General features: G+C 52.0%; 12 protein-coding genes. 1 reads left to right on the top strand and 11 read right to left on the bottom strand.

Features of this window, described 5'->3' with window-relative positions; genetic code table 11:
• Positions 1-7 precede the first annotated feature (7 nt).
• From QJ48_RS13035 to QJ48_RS13010, 7 genes are all read right to left on the bottom strand, one after another.
• Positions 8-2,284, bottom strand: coding sequence for a glycoside hydrolase family 65 protein (locus QJ48_RS13035; protein WP_054974006.1), 2,277 nt, complete (start codon positions 2,282-2,284; stop codon positions 8-10).
• A 181-nt stretch (positions 2,285-2,465) separates the two neighbouring features.
• Positions 2,466-2,636, bottom strand: a complete 171-nt coding sequence (locus QJ48_RS36875) for a hypothetical protein (RefSeq protein WP_157261616.1) — start codon at positions 2,634-2,636, stop codon at positions 2,466-2,468.
• 128 nt (positions 2,637-2,764) lie between these two features.
• Complete coding sequence (locus QJ48_RS13030; protein WP_054974005.1) at positions 2,765-4,729, bottom strand: DUF2325 domain-containing protein; 1,965 nt, start codon at positions 4,727-4,729, stop codon at positions 2,765-2,767.
• Between the two features lie 190 nt (positions 4,730-4,919).
• A complete protein-coding gene (locus tag QJ48_RS13025) occupies positions 4,920-5,279 on the bottom strand; it encodes a GIY-YIG nuclease family protein (protein ID WP_054974004.1) in 360 nt (119 codons plus the stop codon).
• Between the two features lie 29 nt (positions 5,280-5,308).
• A complete protein-coding gene (locus QJ48_RS36870) occupies positions 5,309-6,268 on the bottom strand; it encodes a nitric oxide reductase activation protein NorD (RefSeq protein ID WP_237762893.1) in 960 nt (319 codons plus the stop codon).
• A 152-nt stretch (positions 6,269-6,420) separates the two neighbouring features.
• Entirely contained in the window at positions 6,421-7,536 is a 1,116-nt protein-coding gene (locus tag QJ48_RS36865; protein WP_202813832.1) for an AAA family ATPase, read from the bottom strand.
• Positions 7,537-7,555: 19 nt separating this feature from the next.
• Positions 7,556-8,035 carry a DUF6530 family protein gene (locus QJ48_RS13010; protein ID WP_054974002.1) on the bottom strand — a complete coding sequence of 160 codons (480 nt, stop codon included), beginning with the start codon at positions 8,033-8,035 and terminating at the stop codon, positions 7,556-7,558.
• Positions 8,036-8,294: 259 nt separating this feature from the next.
• On the opposite strand from QJ48_RS13010, the gene QJ48_RS13005 reads away from it, so the two are divergent.
• A complete protein-coding gene (locus tag QJ48_RS13005) occupies positions 8,295-9,509 on the top strand; it encodes an MFS transporter (RefSeq protein WP_054974001.1) in 1,215 nt (404 codons plus the stop codon).
• Positions 9,510-9,526: 17 nt separating this feature from the next.
• Here QJ48_RS13005 and QJ48_RS13000 read toward each other — a convergent pair whose 3' ends face one another.
• The 4 genes from QJ48_RS13000 to QJ48_RS12985 form a co-directional block, all read right to left on the bottom strand.
• On the bottom strand, positions 9,527-10,909 hold the full coding sequence (locus QJ48_RS13000; protein ID WP_054974000.1) for an extracellular solute-binding protein: 1,383 nt from the start codon (positions 10,907-10,909) through the stop codon (positions 9,527-9,529).
• A gap of 164 nt (positions 10,910-11,073) precedes the next feature.
• Positions 11,074-13,389: a hypothetical protein gene (locus QJ48_RS12995; RefSeq protein WP_054973999.1), complete on the bottom strand. Its 2,316-nt coding sequence runs from the start codon at positions 13,387-13,389 to the stop codon at positions 11,074-11,076.
• 235 nt (positions 13,390-13,624) lie between these two features.
• Positions 13,625-14,503 carry a hypothetical protein gene (locus QJ48_RS12990; protein ID WP_054973998.1) on the bottom strand — a complete coding sequence of 293 codons (879 nt, stop codon included), beginning with the start codon at positions 14,501-14,503 and terminating at the stop codon, positions 13,625-13,627.
• A complete protein-coding gene (locus QJ48_RS12985) occupies positions 14,500-22,860 on the bottom strand; it encodes a non-ribosomal peptide synthetase (protein ID WP_237762892.1) in 8,361 nt (2,786 codons plus the stop codon). The genes QJ48_RS12990 and QJ48_RS12985 overlap by 4 nt, the downstream gene beginning before the upstream one ends.
• Positions 22,861-22,941 lie beyond the last annotated feature (81 nt).

Raw genomic sequence — 22,941 nt, 5'->3', positions numbered from 1 at the left:
CGCTCGGTTAGTTTGCTTTCAAGGCTTGCTCCAACGGCCGATTGGGCTGCAGCGTCACTTCGTCCCCGTACAGCTTGAGCGTCAGCGTTTCGCCTTCTTCCAGCGTAAGCCGGATGCTCTGACGGTCGATATCCACGGCGATCTTTCGTCTGCGGTATTGAAGACGGAACGAATACCGGTCCCACTGCCCCGGAATTGCAGGCGCCAGCGATAGCCCGCTCTCTTTCAAGCGGAGGCCGGCAAAGCCATAGACGATCGACATCCAGGTGCCGCCCATGTTCGCCATATGCAGACCGTCTTTGGTATTGCCGTGCGTATTGTCGAGATCGAGACGGGCCGTTTCGATAAAATAATCGTAAGCTTTGGCATCGTATCCCAGCTTGGAGGCCATAATACTGAAGATGCAGGAAGACAGCGACGAATCATGGGTCGTGATCTTTTCGTAATAGGTATAAGAGTTGCGGATCGTATCCAGCTCCTGCTCGTCCTCCAACAAGAAATGGGCGAGCACCGTATCCGCTTGCTTGCACACCTGGTAACGGTAGAGCGTCAACGGATGGTAATGCAGCAGCAGCGGGTATTTTTCTTCCGGCGTGTTTTCAAAATCCCAAACCGCTTTTTGCAGGAACGTGTCGTCCTGAGGGTTAATACTCAGCGTCGGATCGTACGGCAGATACATGCATTCCGCCGCTTTGTGCCATGCTTCCGCCTCCTGCTTCGTCACATTCAGCCGCACACACAACCGGTCTAAAGTCTCCGGGGCGATTTCAGCCAGGAGCCCGTATGCCTTCGCCGCCCACTTCAGATTATGCTTGGCCATCGCGTTGGTATAATAGTTGTTATTGACAACGCATGTATATTCGTCGGGGCCGGTAACGTTGTCGATCCGGAACTCGCCGTTCAGATAATGGCCCATATCCAGCCAGAGACGCGCCGTTTCAAACAGCAATTCGGCGCCGTACGTTTTCATGAATTCATCGTCTTGTGTGCCGATATAATACTGAATGTAGCTGTAGGCGATATCCGCGCTAATATGATACTGGGCCGTGCCCGACGGGAAGAACGACGAGCATTCCGTGCCGGAAATCGTGCGCCAAGGGAACAAGGCCCCTTGCTTATGCCCCATTTCTTTCGCCCGGGCCCGCGCCTGATCCAAGGTCGAATAGCGGTAAATCAGCAGTTGACGGGCAATGTCCGGCTTCGTCATCAGAAAGACCGGGAACATGTAAATTTCCGTATCCCAGAAATAATGGCCTTCGTAGCCTTCCCCGGACAAGCCCTTGGCCGAAATATTGCTGTGTTCGTCCCGGCCGACCGATTGGAGCAGATGATAGAGGTTAAAGCGGATACCCTCCTGCAAACTGCTGTCTCCTTCGATATGGATGTCGGCGTTTGCCCAAAAATCGTCAAGATACGTTTTTTGGGCATCCAGCAGGTCTTCAAACGTCAGCCCGCCGAGCTGTTCATGAATGCCGATGGCCTGTTCGACGAGATTGTCCCGGTGGCGCAAAGTATCCGTATACACGTTCCACTTCGTCACCCGAACCGGTTCGATCAAATCAAACGTCAGCACGGTTTCGCCGTTCTCGCTCTTGACTTCGGCCGCGCCGGATGCCGTATGGCGGCTGACGCAAGCCGTTTTCAAGCCGGACGCCAGAGTGCGGTCCACCGCGTAGACGCATCCTTGCTTTTCCCCGGCTTCCTCCACTTGCAGACGTTTGGAATGACCGGAGGCGACCCGGGGATCGTTCGGATCGGCAAAGTTGGACACGTCCCCGTTGACGGTCGATACCACTTTGACCCGCCCGGTGAAATTGACCGGCTCGATCCGCAGATCGATCGCAAACAATTCTCTGACGGTCATGGAAACGACGCGCCTGAAATGGAGCTTCACTTCTTTGCCGCCCGGAGAACGCCAGTGCACTGTTCTTTCGGTATAGCCGCGATCAAGATGAAGCCGCCGCTCGTAGGCAACCGCTTCCCCGGCAAATAAAGAGAACTCTTCTTCCTCGTCGCCCAAATAGATTTTGATCGTTTGCGCGTCAATGATATTGAGCAGCTTCTGCTGGGTCCCCGGGAAGGCGTAAAGCTTTTCTCCATAAGGGATTTCGATCACATCATGAAACGCGTTCTGGTACGTGCCCCGGATCGAGACCATCTCCGGCCGGTAGCCTTCTTCAAAGTTGCCGCGAACACCAAGATACCCGTTGCCTAAAGAAAATAAGCTTTCCAGATTCAGCAAAGCTTTCGGAGTCAATTCATTGTTCGTCAATGTCCACGTCATCGATTATCACTCCCGGACGTAATTTAAATTTGAAAAGCTTTTCAATTTTAATCAAAGCATAGCTTCTAGCCTATTGAACCATTCCACTCTATTATTAGTGAGATTTCAGGTAGTTGTAAAGTGGTTTTTTTCGCTGATTTCGCTTTACTTTTTGACGTGTTTTGCCGTATGATCATTTTATTTAGCCACTATCGAGAGAAGCCGCTGTTTTTCCCGCTGTTAGCGGAGAAATATTTGAAAAGCTTTTCAAATCTGAGTCCACATTTTCCAACTGATCGGCAACGGTTTTATTTCTTTCAAAAAACAGGGAAACCCGCCAATTGATTTGACGGGTTATAAACTTAAAGTCCAAGCGTTAAAAAATCCTATTTCTGTCCTGTCCATCGGTGCGTGTCTTGTCCTCCTTCCGGATGATATTCATTAGATAACGTTCTCTTCATTTTGGTTTCAAATTGCATTTCATCTCGTAATCGTCTTAAATCATATTTTTTGCTTCCGTTTAATTAACTCCCGATTTTCCCATAGAAGCATGCGCAAGTTTGATTTTGACCCTTGAATAACAAAATGCGGAATTCGTCTTTGCTTTGCAATTTCAACGCAGCTCCAGGTAGCTCGATGCGATGTTGCCGTCAGTAGAAAAAATAAGGCATCGGCTTTGCTTAAATCCGAGTGAATTCGTTCCGGGGCATCGCCGCTATCATGTATGAGTATTGCACCAGTCTCCGCTACCACCCCCTCGAACCATTTCCGCAGACCGCCGACAATTACGATTTTACATTGATCCAAGAATGGATCCGGCTTCGTCTTCTCGGCTGGCCTTTTGAGCAAAGATGGCTTATTCGCTTTGAATTCCTGCTCGATCGCAGACTGTTTTGTTTTCCGGTACAGTCGGGATAATCGGGCAAATCGCCCTTCGTGAGCAACATTGAATAGACATGGATCACCGTGGTTAGGCTGTTGAATTTCAATATCCCGTCGGTGCAATGGATATCGGTTTTGTGAATTGTTGATGTCCACACAGTACCAGGTGAAATGATCTCCGAGCTCGACATATCCATCAAATTGGCGGACGGGAGCATAGGTATCGTCTCCTTGAAGCAGGAGCTCGATTTCATATAGCGTCATGCCGTTTTGTTGCTTGCCTGGCGTGCAGTGCACTTCGGCTTCATGCTCAAGCCCATGTTGATGGACCATCGATTCCGTTACGTTAAACGTTGTTCCGTCCTCCAGCACGATGTAACCGCCATGATCGCGACGATAGAACGTACCAACATAAGAATCCCGACTCACCTCCGGTACGCTTGGTGCTGATTCAATCGAATTATCGCTTATCTGTACATGATCTTGAGATCGCATCTGCCCATTTCCTTGCTGAAACTGCTCCAAAAGATCCATCAAGTCAAAAATTTTCCTTATCCGAGCCCGAAGAACAGATCCGTTCTCCAGATTGACTTGCCGAAGCTCCTGGTAAAGCTTGTCCGATTCCGGCAACAAGGAATTTAAAAGAAGCGGGATAAGCTCTTCCGTGCTATTCTGTCCCTTCCTCTCATGCCGTTGTTTCCATTGTTCCAATTCACCTTCCATTTTTACCACATTGGCTTTCATTTCTTCGACTTTCAATTCGGCATCTTTCACCAGATCCAGCAGAACGTTTTTATCCTTATTCAAACCATCCAGCCGAGCTTCCAGCTGAATCCGGCAGGCTTCCGCCTCCGATTTTTCCTTCAGCGCTTCTTCTTTCAATATCATGAATTCCGCCGCTAATTGCTTCTTTTCGCTTTCGATTTGTTCCAGCTTTTTCGTTTGAGCTCCAAGCTCCTTGCGCAGCTGCTCGGCTTCCTTTTCCCTTGTCTGGCGTAAAGCAACCTCGTTCTTTAGCCTTTGCTCCATAACAGTATGCTTATCGTCGTTGGAACGGTCATCTTGCGGGCTCTTCGCTTCCGGAGCCTTCTCTTTTATGCCTTCTTCAAACTCTCTTATGGCCTCTTCCCAAGATGGTCTGTCTGACGCGCGGCCAGGATGAAACCGGAGCGCCCAATAAACGTGCCATCGTCCAAATTTTAAGATGTTATCCTCTTTCGCAGCCAGAAATGTTTCCAGGGAGCTGGGAGATTCGTTTTTTAACAAATCGAACACGGCGAATATGATAACCCAACAAAGTCGTTCTCGATCAGAAGTGAGATAATGTTTTTGTAGCTGGAAGAGTAGTTTATGAAAGAGTGCATCGGGAAATTTCTTATACTTGGAGAAAACGATGGGGAAATGTAAGAAATGGGCTATTGCTCGTTTTTGTTGAACAGATAGTTCATTAATTAAAAATCTGAATTTATCGATCGGGAAAGGGAAACTTATCTCTTCTTGTATAGCTTGCATAAAAGTCGGCTTTTGTTCCTCATGTCCCTCCGATAAGGAGCTAATTTGACGGACTTCGGCCTTTTCGCTCATGAACACCCTCCTATTTCATGAATAAAACACCATAATTTAGGATTCGATGCTCAATTCCTAATTCCTCCAATTTATACATAAATACTTAGGACCCAGTTAAAATTTCCTGCCTTCCCGGGCTCCCCGCAAAGCGCCCGGATTCACCTTCTCAACCTTGCTTTGCGGGGCGGTGCAGCGACCGGAAGCGGATTCACTGTCTTGGCGGCTTGTTATATCCTCTGTCCCCGTAGGGCTGCAATTTCTCCAGCCACGGTTTTTCCATCATTTTGAGCTCCCACTTCATATCCGTCACATCATCCGTTTTCTGCTCCTCCAGCACCTCATAGGTGAAGGCTTCGGCCCCGAGCTCCTTCCAATCCTTTTGCAGCTCTAAATTGGCGAATCTCCCCATATCCAGCTGCATCTTGATGGTCATCCATTTGTTTTTCAAGTTCGGATAGCTGTCCACGTAAATTTTGCCGCTGACTTTGTTTGTAATTTGGATGACACCCATGTAAGTCTTAATCTGCTTAAATTCCTCCAGCAGCTCCTTGCGTTTGCTCTTATCCATTGTTTTGCTTCTCCTTCCGGGCCCGTAAATCATAAATACCGGGCGATAATCCGAACCAGCTTGGCCGGAAATTCATTTAAATTCGTAATATCCAGGAATCGCTCATTCCCGTAGATTTGACTAATAACGTCCTTGTCTTGGCCGATCGCGGCGGCAAGAAATGTAATTCCTTTCCGTTCATATTCGGCAATTGTCTGATGCATGTCTTGAATCGCGTAACTTCCGGTATAATCGTCCATGGATTTCGGCTGCCCGTCGCTAATGCTGATCAAGAGCTTCGTCTTTTGCGGCGTGACAGCCAGCCGTTCCGCAATAATTCTTAAAGCCATGCCATCACGATTGTTGCTTCTGGCCCGAATTCCCATCAGTCGGAAACGGTCATTCGCATCGGTTCGATCAAAGTCGGTATAGGCATAAACCGACATTTGCTCCAGTCTGGAAGTATCTGCCGTATCGCCATAGATCAAAACGGGGATATGACACAGCTGGCAAAATTCATATACGGCGATCACTGCGCGCTTGGCCGCTTCCAATCTGCCAAAAGCCGTCATTGATGCCGATTCGTCCACCCTCAGACCGACCACAAGCGAAGGCGATTCCGTCGGAGGACGTTTTTTGGCAAAATACCTGAAATCCCGGTAAGCCACGCTGTCCGCTTGAAATTTGCTGCCATAATAATGATTCCTGGCAAAGTCAAAAGAAGCCTCGTGCTCCAGCAGCGGAAGCGTCTTTCTTGCAATTTCCCGCACGATGGGCATCAGTCCTTTGCTTAGACGGATATATTCCTGCTGGCTTGCCTGATCGTAATCCGGACGGTGAACGACAAGCTTTACCCTATGATGAATGGAATGGGACACCACTTCCCGCGCGTCTTGGTTCAGCTTTTTGCGGAAATCGCGCTCTTGCCGCTTCGCCTCCTCTGACGCGGGTTCAGGGTCAGCCGGATGATAAGCGGGGGCGTTGCTTTCCCCCAAATCCGAACTTTCCATTCCGGTATCATCCTCGGAACCATCGGAATCATCGGCGCGATCGGACGAGCTTTCGTCGCTGTCCGCGCTTTTTTTCAATGCGATCGCGTCATCGTCCGTAGGATGATCCAGATCCAAGCGGGAACTGTCGACATCTCCCCATGTCCTGATCTCTAGGGCGTCAGAATCCCGTTTTTTTTTACTTGAGCTTCAACCTCCTCCAAGCTTGCCGTCAAGCCATGGCTTGCAAGCGCATCTTCCAGCAGCTTGATTTCCTCGGAATCGGTTGTGATCTTGTAGATGACTTTATGATAAAGGGATTCATTCACAGGAGCCCCTTCGGCGACCGCATCGGCCCAGTAGAAATAGGAGCGCATTCCGGCTACCCCTTTAATGGCATTGGCCCGGGCGGTTTTGTCCAAAATAATAATGGTGTCTGCCAAAACGTCCAGTACCCGTTCATTTCTGTAACCGGTTTTGGCCATGGCGCGTTCCATCATCACTCCTTTCGTCGGCAGATCCATCTTTTCCGAGTGCTGAACTCTGTCGCGCAATGCCTCGTTTAACGGCCTGGCCCCTGCGTAGCTGCGGTTTGTCGTGATGACCGCGATAAAATCCGGATGTCTGCGCACGATTTCCGTAGGAAGATTGAGGCTACCGTCCAGCTCCAGGGCAGAATTCAATGCCATTAACACCGCGGCATCCCGAACGACGTTCGGCTCTTGGATTTCCAGGACGTACCCCTTCTGATAAGCCCGGACAATCTCGGAAGGGTAGAAACGATACTCTACCGCTTCGCCGTCAGCGTTTTCCGCGGCCAGCTTCAGCAGCTGCTTCATCTTTAAGGCAGCCTGCTCCGGGGCGATTCCCAGGACGTCGGTCAAAACTCCGGCTGCGCTTTGAAAACCGTCGCTCTCGTACAACGCCTTCAAAGCCGCCCGGTCCGCAGGCTCCAGCTTCTCGAGCCGTTCCGAGGAAATTACGGGCAAAATCGCGCCGATAATGTCCGATTTATCCATATCTGCAAAGCAGGTGACCTTTGTATACGGCAGCCCGAAATTCGCCGATAATGCTTTGGCGAGCTGCGTTTTGCCCGAGCCGGCGTCGCCCTCCAACAAAATGTTGGCGATTTTCATTTCCCCGCGGTGCCAGTTGCGCTTGACTTCCGCACAGATGCGCCGTTCTTCTTCGCTGGCCTTATGCGTTGACGGCTTTTGCCACACAAGCGCTTGTTCCGCATCGGTCAGTTGTCTTGCAGGAGACAACACATATTCCTGATTCATTCCTATCCACTTCCCCTAATCCAAGTTAATACCCCATATCCTTCAAAATTCTGGATAACGTGCGCAGCCGTTCCCCGATCAGCTCGTCGTCATCGCTCAGAGCCTGATTGAACAGCTTGATATCTTCATTGATTCGCTCATTGTCCGTACAGATGGCCACGGTCATGGCATCCCCTTGCAGACCGACCCGGTCGATGACCGGCTCCTGCGGATCATACAAATGCTCATACCGGTAAGCTTCGCGAAAATGCGCCATCGTCCGGCAAATCAGAATGGACAAATCAAGAACGCGATGGAGCGGGAGCTCCTCCGATTGCCGGGACCATTTTTCCCCCGTGTATCGCCACACCTTCGCCGAAATATCGACTTTCCCCCTGTCATTCCATTGGGCCAATCCCAAGGAAAGACCTTTGGCATCCGTATTGCGGGCGAATCGGCCGTCAACCTGCTCATAATTTTCGGAAACAACAACTGGCTTATGCTTTAACGTAGTCGGTAATTTCATGTTATGACCTCTTTTCATTTATCAAATCAATAATTTAATAAATTACTAAATTACTAAATTACTAAATAGCAACTTCATTGTATCCTTCACTTGATCGAATGTCAACCCGTTGACTAACCCGGTGCTTCAAAAAGAAAAAGAGCCGTTTCAGCTTCCCTTATTTTTGGGAAACCCGGCTTTTTATTGAAAGGAAATTAATTATATTATAAGTTAAGTAATATATTTACAATTCAATTGACAATTTAAGGTGAGGTGAATAATGAACGGACGGCTTAAAGCAATTTTATTAATATTTGGACTTGGCTTTTCCAACTTGGGGAATTGGATTTATTTTGTCGCAATTAACATTATGGTTTTGAATATTACGGGATCGGCGACTGCACTTGCAGGTCTATTCGTCATTAGACCTATTGCTATGCTTGTAACCAATTTCTGGTCCGGCAGTATTATCGACCGTATCAATGTTAGGAAACTCATGATATTTGTTGATGTCATTAGAGGCATCTTAATCGGCTTGATTCTTTTCGCTCCTTCGTTGTTCGTTATTTACGCCTTAATGTTTGTCATTAATTTATTCGGTTCATTTTTTGGCCCAAGTTCCTCCGTATATATAACAAAGCTTATTCCAACAGAAAAACGACAACGATTTAATTCTTTGATTAGTATGACTAATTCCAGCGCATTTCTGTTAGGACCGGCCATTTCCGGTTTGCTAATTATGACAGTCGGTGTTCATTTTTGCATCGTATTTAATGCGATAAGTTTCATTATATGCGCTTTTATCATTTTCCTGCTTCCTGACGTAGAAAATAATAGTGAACAGGTTCGCGGAAAAATCTCTTTCCACATATTGGCCAATGATCTAAGGACAGTGGTTAAATTTTCAAATTCATCAACATTTTTCATCTCTATCTATATTTTATTTCAAGCTGCTGCGCTAATAGGATATGCGATTGACTCGCAGGAAGCTGCTTTCATTAAAATGGTTTTGAAATTATCGGATATGGATTACGGCAATATCATAAGTATCACTGGCGTGGGATCGTTACTGGGATCTTTTTTAGCGGCATTAATTTCACAAAAAATATCTTATCGTTGGTTTATGAGTTATGGCATATTACTGACTACTTTTTTTTATATCCTATTTTATGCATCTTCCAGTTTTATAACCGCAGCGCTATCATTTGCATTGTTGGGTTTTTTTATGTCTTTTGCAAGCGCGGGATATGCCACATGTTTTCAAAATCACGTCCCTCCCGAAATGATGGGGAGATTCGCCAGCATAGCCGATATGATTCAAGGTACTATTCAAATTATGATCACACTTTTAGTCGGTCTGTTAGCCGATCTTACTTCACTGCGGCTATCCTGTCTCCTTTTCGCAGGATTTGCATGTTTACTTTGTATCCTTCTTTGCTTAAAAATGCTTGCACCAACGTCTAAATCAGAAAACGGAGCCCGCAAACCTGCGTGACTCCGTTTTTTTTGTTGTTAGGACGAGTAACCAACCGCCAGGCGCTCCTCGATTTGGGAGCACATTGCCTCCTCGGTTTCCAAGCCCGCCCAATACATCTTGAGCTCCTGATTGATGACGGACAGCTCTCTTGCGCTGACCGCCAAGTCCGTAAAATATCGAAAGCCGGGAATCGTTTCGCGAAATAGCGAAAACCGCGACGGAAGATACCGTTTCTCTTCCCCTACCCACTCGGCGGCGGATTTTCTCGCAGGAAGACTGTACGTGTTCTGCCGAACGAAAAGCTGAGCTTTGTAGCCGGTCAAAAATTCCACCAGCTTGGCGGCGGCGGCTTTGACGCGCGACTGACGATTGATCGCAAGCCCGATGTTCAGCAGCATCGTCATCGGCGTACCCAGATGCGGTACAGGTGCGATGTCAAAGGATACCTGCTCGCCAAGCAAATAATTCAAATAAAAATAACTGGTCATGATCATCGACGCTTTGCCCTTGGCCAGAAGCAGCTCCGATTCGCCGGTCGTCACCCCTTCTGATAGTAAGGGAATACTATGCTTCATCTCCCCGCAGTAGCGAAGCGCGTCCATCATCGGCGTACCGGCAAGCTTAAGCCGGCCGTCTTCGTGCCGCTCGAACTTTCCTCCGGTCTGCAGCAGCAAAAGAGGCCAGCGGTTCGACGAATACAAGTCGCAATGAAAACCAAGCCGTTCGCCCGAAATGGCAAGCCGCGACGAATAGTCGATCAGATCGTTCCACTGCCAGCTGCTATCCGGTTCGGATAAATGGGCCGCACGAAAGTGCTCCCGGTTATAACAAAGAATGAGCGGAGAAAAAATAAACGGCTGCACGAGCTGGCGGCCATTCACCTTAAACGCGTCCGACAGGAAGGAATACAAATCCGGATTGCGTTCCATCGGCTCCAGCAGCCCTTCGGCTCCGTTCTCCACACATTCCTGAAAATTCATAAAGTTCATCATGACCACATCAAGGATGCCGCCGGACAAGTACTCGCTGATATACCTGAAGTTGGTGCTGGATGTAGGCACGGCTTGTACGCGAATATGCGGGTTTTCCTCCTGAAAGATGGACAACAGCTGATGAATCCCCGCTTCTCCGGTGACGGAGCTGTGAAAGCCCAGCTTTACCGTGACGAAATCCCCGTCCAGAGGACCGATAACCTTCGTACCGACGCGCGGTATTTTTTCGATCAGTCCCTCCGAAACGAGAACCTCCAGCCCTTTTCGCACCGATTGATTGCTCAACTGGAACTGCGCGGCGAAAGATTTTTCGGAAGGCAAATAGTCTCCTACCGGCCGCTTTCCTGTCAATATGTCTTCCCGCAGCGTGCTGACGAATTCGCTCAGCCGCTCACGGGGCTTTTTGCGACTTGTCCTTTCTACCATCCTTAGACCTCATTTCCATCCGATACACGGTAAAAAACAGGAAACAGGGACGAATCCTGTATCCGCTCTATTCGTTGTTATTATAACAAGGTCCCAATATTCCATGTCAACATACGAAGGATTCACGGCATAACGATGCCGCTATACCGTGAATCCCGTCACGCTTAAGAAAGCGAAAAGTTGCCGGCGCTGTGTTTTACCGTATCGTTTTCCGCCGGCAGCGCCGTCCGGTTGACCTTCTCTTCCAGGCACGATGTCATGAAGAAGTAACCTCCGCTTCCGAAAGCGCCGTCCGCCGCTTCATACTTACCGCCCGTGAAGTGAGCGCCGACGGCCTTCAGCTTGTTCGTCCCGCCTTGGATCTGGAAATGTGCCGTGTCCGCGTCCACTGCGGCGCTCCTGCAGTTTCCGAAATTCCACGTGATGACGTTCGTCGGATCGATGCTCTTCAGGAACGCCTTCTCGCCGTTCGTTCCGCTGAATACCGTGCCGCCGTCGATTGCGATCCACTGGTCTGGTTTATTTTTCGGATTGTTGACGTCGCCGACCTTGTCCCATGCGCCGGTGAACAAGAAGCAGCAATCCACAAGTCCGCCGCCCTGCATGACGATTTCACGCGCGCCGACCTTAACCGTACCTCCTGCCTGTGGCAGTCCCTTAAACCAAGTATTGATAAGGGTCAGCTTATCGATGCTCCCCAAATTGACATCCTCGACGTTGTAAAACTCACTGTTGAGAATCGTCAAATCCCCGCTGCACGGCATATAACCGACTTGGTTCGTTCCCGAGCGGATCGGACGGGCGATTTCATAGCCCGTCAGCATGCCGAAGGAGCAGCTGTCGATCATATTTTTCCTTGTGCCCCGGGAGGAGCTTTTCGAAATCGTTACCATCTCTTGCGCCGTACAGCCTCTCATCTGCAACCCGTCCATGTTGACCCAGAACGAGCCTGAATTCGCCATTTTCACGCCGGGCTTCGTATACGTCACGACGGCATGGCAATCCTCAAGCGTCAGGTCGGTAAGCCGCTTGTGCGCGACGATCCGCGATGCGATATGCTTCTTGACGGTCACCCGCTTGGCGCTGTCGCCCCAAGTCGAGCCGCTGTTCGCGAACGACAACAGGCCGGAGTTGTTGATATACGTCAGATCGTGCTCGAATTGACCGTGTGTCACGAACGGGCCGTACTCGTCGCCATCTCCGTGACAGTTCTCAACCATGCAGTAGGCCGCGCACGTAAAATCGTTCAAGTGACGGGCATTGCTCGTGTTGCAATCCCTGACGTGGCCGTACAGCACGTTGATCTGCTGCGTCAAATAGCCGGTACCGCCCCAATCGCGTTCTTCCGGGTTCATCAGTTGACAGCGCTCCGTCACATAATGGGTGTTGTACCTGCGCATGACGACCGGCCAAAACACTTTGGTCGCCTTGATGCCCGATGCGTCGCATTCAACCGCGAATTCGTACGCGACCGGATTCGAGCCGATCTGGTCCCAAGTCGGGAACGGACGGGTGCTCGTGCCGTTAGGCGGCACCGGGATACCGATAAAGCTCATGTTCCGCACATGGCATCGGAAAACGGGGTTGATCTTCCTGTAGGTCAACTGGCGTCCCTTCGCCAGCGGCCAGCCGAGCTTATAATTGCACCGGACATGGGTGGCATCGAGAATTTCCGTTACTTGGATCAGGTAGTCGAGCTCACGCTGCGCGTTTCCGCCCGGATTGTTCTTGATTTGCGCATGCCACCAGCTATCTACCACGAAAATAGACGAATCGGCGACCTCGAAAATATCCGAGTACTCCGGCAGCTCTTCACTCAGCGTCACGGTGTGGACCATGTCGGTTTTGACCCCCTGGAAAAATATAACGGCGCCAAACGGGTTGTCTACCTTGTTCAGCTCGATCCCCTCGGTCGTTACGGTGTGTCCCTGAAAATCAATCTCGATGTCGCTGCGGTGAAACACATGGCGCTTGACGAAATTCAGATCCGAGTACGCTTCGACGCGGCGGATCGACAGATCGTTGACCAGCGCGTCCAGCGCCCCGTCCGCATTCGTCTTCGCATCGAAAATGCCGAACCAGCGAAAATCTCCCACCCCGTTATGCACCACTTCAAAGCAGCCTTGACCTTTCGCCGGCTTGTGTACCGTGCCGCCGTTATCGGTTTTGGCACTGCCTGCCATATAGCGAACCAGCTTGCCTCCCCCGTCGCCGCTCTTGTAGTAGCCGCCAACGAACACATGCAAGCCGTCCTTGAGCTGGCCGGGCGGGAGCGACGTCAGCTCCTCCACGCTGGCGACCCATATCACTTGACGATCCCCTTTGCCGTTCGATTCCAGACTTTCCGCCGAGGCAAACCGCGTGCCGCCGAAGGCGCTGCCGGCCAGAATCGCCCCTCCGATTCCCAAGGTTTTCAGCACTTTTCGTCTGCTGATCGCTTCGTTCGCCTTACCGTTTGTTCCATTTTCTGAGTAGAACATCGTTCAACAGCTCCTTTTCGCCGGATATCCGTTTTCCGATTTGAACTTTTCATTCTGGTTCCATATTGGTTTACAAAACATTAAGATCATCAAACAAGTAAAGACTTCTGGTTTGTTTCAGGTTTGTTTTCTACATCCATCATTCACTAAAATGTAAGCGTTGTCAATTCTTTTTTTGTAACTATAAAAAAGAACCCGAAAGGCTTCGGGTTCATAGGCTTGCTGTTCAATGATTTCAATACCATAGATCCGCCGCTTGGATGTCCTGCAGCGCGGTCAAAAACGATTTTTCGTTATCGACGTACAGCTCGGTATCGAGATAGTACAGCTTTTTATCCTCCAGACACTGCTTGATGTAATCCTCGTTCACGATTCTTTTGTCCTTGACATTGGCCGCAAACGCTTGAAGCTTGGGCCGTGCGGTTTGACGATAGTCCAGCCACGAATGATGAAACCCGGCCGATTCCTCCAGGCAGTAGATGTCTGGATAGAGCCCTTCGGCAATCCCTTTCTTCCTTAGATAATCCGCCGAGAAAGGCATGCTTCTGAAAAATCGTCCGGTCATCGCGAATACGCGATAGCTCCAGTGAGGAGCACCGTGATTGGAGCGGCAGAATAGATTTAGGAAAAAGACGGAATAGTGCATTTTGACGGTAATGACTTGACGTCTTTTCACCTCGGAGACAATCCGGTCCGCCATTCGGCTGTCGATGATCTCGTCGAAGTCGGCCAGAATGATGACATCGTCATCCTCGACCCGCTCCCGCAAAATGTCGGAGCACCGGCTTCTCTGATACGCTTCGTTATGAAATGCGCTGTTGTAGCTCAGCAAGCGCCAATACCAGCGGTCAAAGTTCGCCGCTTGGCAAGTTTCCGGGTTAAAATACAACTGGTGCCGCTCCGGCTTGCGAAACGCGTTGTCGGCATGAAGCGAATGGTAAATCACCTTCGGACCGAGATAAGCAGGATCGAAGTTTCTCGGCTTGTCAGCATAGCTGAATGTCTTATTGGCTTCGATCACGTGAAGCTCGTCGATCCAGCGGGCATCTTCTTTCAATTTGATTTCCGCCACCCGGTTTTCGTTGAAAAACGGGCAAAATTCATAAATTTTCATGACCGGAAACTCCCTTCTCCCGTAGGTGTGAGCGTATGAACCTCAATGCAATGGCGCAAATTCCCGGCAAACCGGCGCACCAGCCCGACAATCGTTTGTTCTTCGTAGTGCAGCATGCTGTAGTAACAAGTCAAGCTCAACCTGTCCCGCTTTAAGCAAGCCGTCATGTTTAACCAATAAGCGGAAGGGTTGTCCGGCGCGTTGGTATTTCCGTACGGAAGGGTCAACGGCTCGTAGAAATCGTCGGCTTGCCAAGCCGTTTCCTCCGATTGATAATGGAACAGCATGCGGCTTTCATCGATAAGCGGCTCCGCCTCCGGATGAAGCTCCGGGATGATATGCCGCAGAGCAAAATAGTCCATGCCTTCCTTGGGAATATCGTGCAGCATCTGCTTGACATGCTCCAGCAACGCCTCGGTATCGCCCGCAAGCTCCTGCTTCCCGATGCGGATTCGTACGGGATAAGCCCCGGCAAAAAATCCGATCGTGCGGTCAATGGCAACGTTCGGCAAAAAGGACTCGCGCTGGTAGGACATCAGATGCAGCAGCAGGTCGGGCTGCTTTTTCAAGTCGAAGCAAGCCCGGGACAATGCCGCTAGCAGGACGCCGAGCGGGGTGGTTTGCCGCTGTGCCGCCAACGCTTTCAACAGGCCAATCTGCTCGTTGTCTTCCAGTAAATCATAGGTGATCGTCGCCATATGACGATGAACCGGCCATTCCTGCGCTTCCCAATCGACCTGCAAAGACTTGCCGCCTCCGACAACGTCCCTCCAATAGGCTGCCGCCTCGGCCGGTATGCCCCCGGCTGCATATTGCGTCAACGCCAGGCACCAATCGCGGTAGCTGCTTCCCGCTTCCTTGTCGAGCCCCCCATCAGCCCACGTGAAGAGAAGCTGTCTGAATTCATCCAGACAGATGTTCATCGACATCCCGTCAAAAATCAGATGATGGAACAAGAGCAGCAGCACCTGCCCGCTTCCGCCGCCATAATGGTCAAACAATACGGCTTTCCACAAAGGACCTTCCCCGATGTCAAATTCATGCTGAAGCTTCGAGCAGTAGTCCGAGATAAAGGTGTCATGGGACGCCGCAGCCTCCCCCAGATCCACATAGGAAAACACCCGGTCCATATCGATGTCCCGCTCATATTGGTACCATTCCCCGTGATCGAGTCGGGCAAAGGTTAGCCGCAGCGCCGCATGCCGATCGACCAGCAGTTGCAGCGCACGGTTCATCTCTGGCTTCGTGATCCGCAGCTTGAGCAAAGCCAGATAAGGCACGTTGAACATGTTGCGGTTCTTCAAATCACGGTTGAAAAAACGTCTCTGCACCGCCGACAGCGGAAATCCATTATTCGGGTACGTCTGCTGTCTCAACGTCATTTCCGTATCCGAGCGGGCCATCGAAACCGAATCCGAAGCCGGAAGCGTTCCGCTCAAGGATTGGGCCAAACGTTCGATCGTTTGCTCCCGGAAGATTTGGTTGACTGTCACCGGGTAACCGTCCTTTTGCAGCAGGCTGACGATGCGCAGCGCATGAAGCGAATGGCCTCCCAACGCGTGAAATTCTTCATCCTTGCGGATGTGATCGAGCTTCAGCACAGTGCGCCAGATCTGCTCCATCCGTTGTTCCAGCTCGGTTGCGGCACCGGGTTCGGACGTCTGTCCGGTACGGCGCGCTTCCGGCAGAGGCAGTCTTGCCCGGTCGATTTTCCCGTTCACCGTTAACGGAAACGACTCCAGCCGAACGTACCGGAAAGGAAGCATGTACGAAGGCAGGCCGTCAGCCATAAAAGCTCGAAGCCGTTCTTCTTGAACATCCTGTTCATCGATTTCCGATGTATAATAAGCGATCAGCCGCAGTTCCCCATGGAGCTCGCGGGCGACGACGAGGCATTGCTTGACGGCGGGATAGCAGCCAAGGCGGTGCTCGATCTCTCCCAGTTCGATCCGGAAGCCGCGAAGCTTCAACTGGCCGTCGCTCCGCCCGATATACTGGATGTTGCCATCCGGAAGCCATCTCCCGCGATCTCCTGTCCGGTACAGCACCAAATTTCTTCCTTTTTCGCGATCCTCGGCGGAGACGTACGGATTCGGAACAAACGCCTTCCGCGTCAGCTCCTCCTGCTTCCAATAGCCGAGCGCGACGCCGTCTCCTCCCAAGTAGATTTCTCCGACGGCTCCGACAGGCTGGATACGTCCCCTTTTGTCCAGAATGTAACAGGTCGTATTGCTGATCGGCTTGCCGATAGGGATGTCGCGCTCAAAAGTCCGCTCGATCGGATAGCTCGTCGAAAAGGTGGTGTTCTCCGTCGGACCGTAGGCGTTGAGAATGGTCAGCGACGGATACGCGAGCCGCAAACGATTGATCGGCTTCGGCGATAACGCTTCCCCGCCTACGAGCAGCCAACGGAGTCCGGCGAACATCGTTTCGTTCTCCTGGGTCCACTGGTTGCATAATGCGGCACTGAGCCATAACGCGTTGATGCCCCATGCCTTCATCCGCTGCTCCAGCAGGCGGACGTTCATCAGATCGTCTTTGGAAACGACGAACAGTCGGCCCCCGTTCAGCAGCGTGCCCCAAATTTCAAACGTGGAAGCGTCAAAGACCGGCGAACCGGTATAAAGCAGCTTGATATCCGGGGAAAACGGGAAATAGTTCGTATGCTTCACCAGACGGACGATGCTACGATGCTCGACCATTACGCCTTTCGGCTTGCCCGTCGAACCGGACGTATACATCAGATAAGCAAGATCGGAGGCGTCCGCGGGACATGTCCCTTTCTCTTCCTGCCCCATAAATGTCACGGTGTCGAAATCATCGGCGCAGATCAGCCTTAAGCTCACACCCCGACACGTTTCCGCCAGGCTTTCCGCTCCACTGCGCGAGGTGATGATCGTGTCCAGTCCGGCGTCCCGGATCATGTCGCGCGTGCGTTCCGCCGGGAAATCGGGATCGATCGGCACATAGGCGCAGCCCGCCTTCAAGATGCCCAGGATGGAAACGATAAAGCCGAGCGAGCGCGGCAGACAGACGCCGATGAGCTTCCCGCGAACCGGCGCATCCTCCGCGAGCAAGCTCCCCACATGCCGGGACAATTGGTCGAGCCGTTCGTAAGTCACGACCCGGTCGTATGCGATTACCGCCGTTTGAGATGGCCGGTGCCGGACCTGCTCCCCGAACAGCTCGGGAACCGAACTCTCCCGGGGATACTCCGTGAACGTACGATTCCAATCGTAGACGATCCGGTCGTATTCGTCTTCGGCCATTAGGCTAATGTCTCCGACAGCGCTATCCGGATGCTCGACCGCAAAATGCAAAGCCTGAAGCAGATGCTCCGTCAACCCGCGAACCGTTTCCTGCTCCAATCGGTCCGCATCGTAAATCAGCTTGATGACGATTCGGTCTCCGTCGCTCGTGATGGTGATCGTCAGCGGATAATTCGTTTTCTCGCGTTCCTCCATCGCCGACATGTTCAGTCCGCTTGCCGGCTGACGGTAGTCGTTCAAATAATTTTCGAAAGCGACGATGCTGTGAAACAGCGTATGGTCTTGCACGGAGCTCCAGTCCTTCAATTCGTTCAGGCTGACGTAGCAGTAATCGTTCAGCTTTTGAATCGTATGATGAAGCTCCTTTACATAGTCAGCGACAGACTGCTCCGTATTCCAATGCATCACCAAAGGAAGCGTATTAATCAGCAAGCCGGTGATACGGTCCGCTTTGGCAAGATCGGACCCACGGCCGGACACGACCATGCCGAAGACGGTTATATCCGCATCATGAAGCACTTGCAGTACTTTTCCCCAAGCGAACTGTACCAAGGTATTCAGCGATATTTGCGTTTGCTGCACAAACGCCGTCATGCGCCCGGTAAAGCTTGCATCCAATTGCAGCGTCTCGGTCTGCTGCCTGCGGATGGGCTGGTGCGCATCGAAGCGCAAGCCGCTTTTCTCCATCGGCAGCGGGGTCGGCTCGGTAACGTCAGCCAAATAAGCCTTCCAGAAGGTTTCGGCCTCCGTCCGTTCCTTCGTCATCAGCCACCGGATGTAAGGTTCAAAAGGGAGCGACGGATTGCGGGGAGGCGCTATGTTCTGCAAGCTGCATTCATAGAGGTCGTGAACCCGATTGAGCAGCAGCGGAAGGCTCCATCCATCCAGCAAAATATGATAGTAGCTCCAAACCACCGTCCATTCCTCCGGACCGCTGCGAATCAGCGCAAGGCGGTACGCCGGCCGTCGCAGGTCGAAGCGGCGCTCGCGGTCCAGCGTGATCCACTGTTCGAAGTACTCTTGCTGCCGATCCGCAGGCTGCGAGCTGATATCCTCTACCGTCCAATCCGGTTCCGCTGTTTGGACGACACACTGTACCGGCTCGTCCAGCGCTTCCCAGACGAAGCACGTCCGCAAACAATCGTTTTCAGCAACGACACGCTGCCACGCCTCCCGATAACGGGTGACATCGAGCCTGCCTTCATATTTCCAGCTCGTCTGCACGAAATATTGGTCGGAGGATGGATGATCCAAATAATGGAACAAAAGTCCTTTCTGCAGCGGGCTAAGCGGCATGATTTTATCCAGACCGCATTGCGCATGGTACGTGTTTACCATCCGGTCCAGTGAAAGCTGTTCGACGGAAACCAGTGGAAAATCGCCCGGCGTAAATTCTTCGCTCTCTTTCCCATCGCAGTGTTCGATAATGGAAAGCAGACAGGAGATGAAGGATTCGGTCAACCGGGCAATCGTCGTTTCCTCGTAATGACGTCTGCTGTATTTCATGAACAAATGCAGCTGGCCCTGAACGACTGAGCAGTTAAGCTCCAACAGACTCGTTCCGTGGTTTTGCGGCGAGCTATGATCCTGTGCGGCATCGCGCGTGAAGCTCAGCCATTCGTTCACTTCCCCGGCTTCGGTCTGATCGAACTGGCCCAAATAGTTGAACAGCGCCTGCGGCTCGGAAGCGGTCAAGGCCGTTCGGACCGCCTCGTCCGGATGGCAGTACCGCAGAGCCCCGAACGAGATGCCCCGGTCAGGAATGCGGCGCAGCTGCTCCTTGACGGATTTGATCGTTTCTCCCAAAGGAGTTTCAGCCGACAACCGGATGCACACGGGAAACATCGACGTGAACCAGCCGATCGTCCGGGTCAAGTTCATGTCGGATACGGAGTGCTCCCGTCCATGACCCTCCAGCCGGAAGGCGACCGTCCCCTGTCCGGACCAGGCGGACAGCATCAGGGACCAGGCGGTAAGCAGCAGATCGTTGATCTGCGTATGGTAAGCGTGAGCGCACCGGTGCAGCAGCCGCTGCGTATCGCTTGGCGGCAGCGTTGCAATGAGCTCCGCGGATTCGGCGCTGCTTCGGTTATCCGCGCAACAGTCTACGGGCAACTGGAATGCGGTGGAACGGGTCAGCACGTCACTCCAATAGCTGATATGGTCGCGCAACTCCTCTTTTTGAGCATAGTCCGCGATCGCAGCCTGCCATTTTTTGAATGGGCTTGGAACCGGGGGCAGCTCGGCGCCGAGATACAACGGATACAGCTCTTGAAGCAAAATTCTCCAAGAAACCCCGTCGATGACCAGATGATGAACGGAAAGGAACAGACGAATTTTACCGTCAGGGTGGCCTTCGATCAACCCGGCACGAAGCATCGTTCCCGACTCGTAATCTAATTGTCCGTGCCACTTCGCGCAGATGGCGGCAATTTCCGGATCGGGGCGGTTTGTCTCTTGAATGGTGTAAGAAGCAAGCCGTACGACGGCATCCGTTCGGTAGCGCTGCACATAGGCATGCCCGCGCCTTACGAATTGCGCCGCCAGCTCCGGATGCAGCCGGACCAGCCGGTTAAGAGCCGTCTCCAGCCTCGCAGGGTCGCAATGATTGAGCAGCAGCATATGCGACTGATTGAAATAGTTCGGCTCTTCGAACCGCTGCTCGAAAAACCAGTGTTGAATCGGCGTCAGCCCGAATTCGCCCGCCAAATCGACGGCCTGCTCCTTTTCCTTCCCTCCATCCACCCAAGCGGCTACGGCTGCCAGATCCTTCACGGTCGGATGCTCCGCCACTTGTCTGGGCGTCACGATAATTCCGTGATCCCTGGCCATGGATACCGTCTGAATAGCAAGGATCGAGTCTCCCCCAACCGCATAAAAATGATCGTTGACCCCGATATTTTGCCGCTTGAGCAGGTGCCGCCAAATGTGAAGCAGCCGCTTTTCCATTTCGTCTTCGCCCGTTTCCGACGCCTTTTCGGAGGAGTGTTTCCACACCGTATTCGGATGAGGAAGCGCCGACCGGTCCACTTTACCGTTTGTATTTAAAGGAAACGCTTCCAGTCGGCAAAAGTAAGACGGAATCATGTAAGCCGGTAACACGGAGGTCAAGTGCCGCGTCAGTTCGGCCTCTTCCAGCTCTTGGGCGGAGGTGTAGTAAGCCGCCAATTTCTGATAATGCCCGTCGTGCCACGCCCTGACCAAGCATTGATCAATGCCGGGATACTGCCGGAGCCGATGCTCGATTTCCCCCAGTTCAATGCGGTAGCCTCTAATTTTGACCTGATCGTCGCTGCGGCCGATAAATATCAATTCCCCGCCCGGCGTCCATTTGACGATATCTCCGGTTTTATATAACCTCTCGATTTGCGGAGCATGCCCGTCCCCCATCACAAGCTCTTTGTGGACGAACCGTTCCTTGGTCAGCTCTTCGCGGTTCAGGTAGCCTCTGGCCAGTCCGACGCCGCCCACCCACAGCTCGCCGGGAACGCCGACCGGAACCGGTTGGCCGAACGGATTCAGGACGAACAGGCGTTTGTTGTAAACGGGCTGCCCGATCGTCACTATTTTCCCCGGACGGCAGAGCCCTACGGAACAAATAATCGTTACTTCCGTCGGACCGTAGGCGTTCAGAAATAACCGTTCTTTTCCCCAATCGTTCACAATATCCGGAGTACAAGCCTCCCCCGCCGACACGATCGTCCGCAAGCCGGGCAAGTCCCGCTTACTCATCGTTCGTAAGACGGCCGGCGGCAGCATGGCAAGATGAATGTTTTTTTGCTCGAGTACATCCGAAATATCGGCATAGGGAGGCAGTTCCTCGTCCGACAAGACAACGAGCGTTCCGCCGACCGTAAGCGTGCCGATCCATTCGTACACCGACGCGTCAAAGCTGATGGAAGCAAATTGCAGTACTCGCGTTTCCGAAGTCAGCCCAAACCTGTCGATAAGGTAAGGAATCAGCGCAACAAGTCCGGCGTGTTCGATGAGCGCGCCCTTCGGTTTTCCTGTAGAGCCGGACGTATAGATGACGTATGCCAGATCGTCCTGCTTGACCTCAACGTTCAAATTTTCATCGGAATCGCAGGGCTGCGCAAGCTGCTCGTCGATACATATAAGCGCCTCCGCCTCCATCCCGGCTTGAGAAATGACCGGCTTCAGCTTGGCGGCCAATTGGCACGTTGTCACAATGATTTGGGCCTGAGCGTCCTCCAAAATAAACCGAATGCGCTCCTCCGGATACTGGGGATCAACCGGAAGGTAAGCCCCTCCCGTCTTCATGACTCCCAGCATAGCCGGTATCACATCCGCGCTTCGCTCCATCATAATGGGAATCAGCATCCCTCGCGGCAGATCGTCCTGCTCTTTCCTCTGATACGCATCCACAATGACGCGGGCAATTCGGTTAGCCCGGCGGTTTAATTCGGAGTAGGTCAGCCTCTGCTGACGAAACTCCAAAGCGACCGCCTCCGGCGTCCTGGCCGCCTGTTCCTCGACCCATTGATGAACGGTTTTATGCGCGGGATATTCCCTGTCCGTATCGTTCCATCGGCTGAATTGCTTCCCTTCGCTTGCAGTCAGGAACGGATGGAAAAGCACAGGCTTCTCCGGGTCATTCAATACGTTGGTCAGAAGCACCCGGAACTGCCCCGCGAGTCGGGAGATCTGCGTTTTGCCGAAGCGCTTGCCGTCATACTGAACCGCACATTCGAGTTCGTTGAGGCTGTAACGATAACGGAGTGCAATCTCCGGCTGGTTCATGCCACGACGATCTGATGCCTCCGAATTGGCAGTCGGTAGCAGACTCCTTCCATGCGCTTCCAAGATTCCTACATTAAAATAGCCCTCGCGCCCCGGTGCAGAAAGCCCCCCTTCCGCTTGCTGCGCCAACGTTTCGCTCCAAGAACCGCCGCCTGTTTTCCGATCATCCATTTGCGTTTTGACCCTACACACCAAATCAAGAAGACAATCTTCCTTCCGAATGTTGACGAACAGCGGATAGTGCTGATAGCTTTCGCTCCCGGCTTCGTCCGGCACAACGGAATACAAAACGGGCACCTCGTATTGATTGGCATAATGGGATAGCAAGACAGACCATACCGCCGTTAGAAAAGTTGGCATGCAAAGCTGATGCCGACGGACAAATTCCGTCATTACTTTGAATTGTCG

The sequence above is a fragment of the Paenibacillus sp. A3 genome (assembly GCF_001399685.1).
Lineage (GTDB): Bacteria > Bacillota > Bacilli > Paenibacillales > NBRC-103111 > Paenibacillus_G.
The sequence above is the reverse complement of the archived record's forward strand: the minus strand, read 5'-3'. Positions and strand labels throughout refer to the sequence as shown.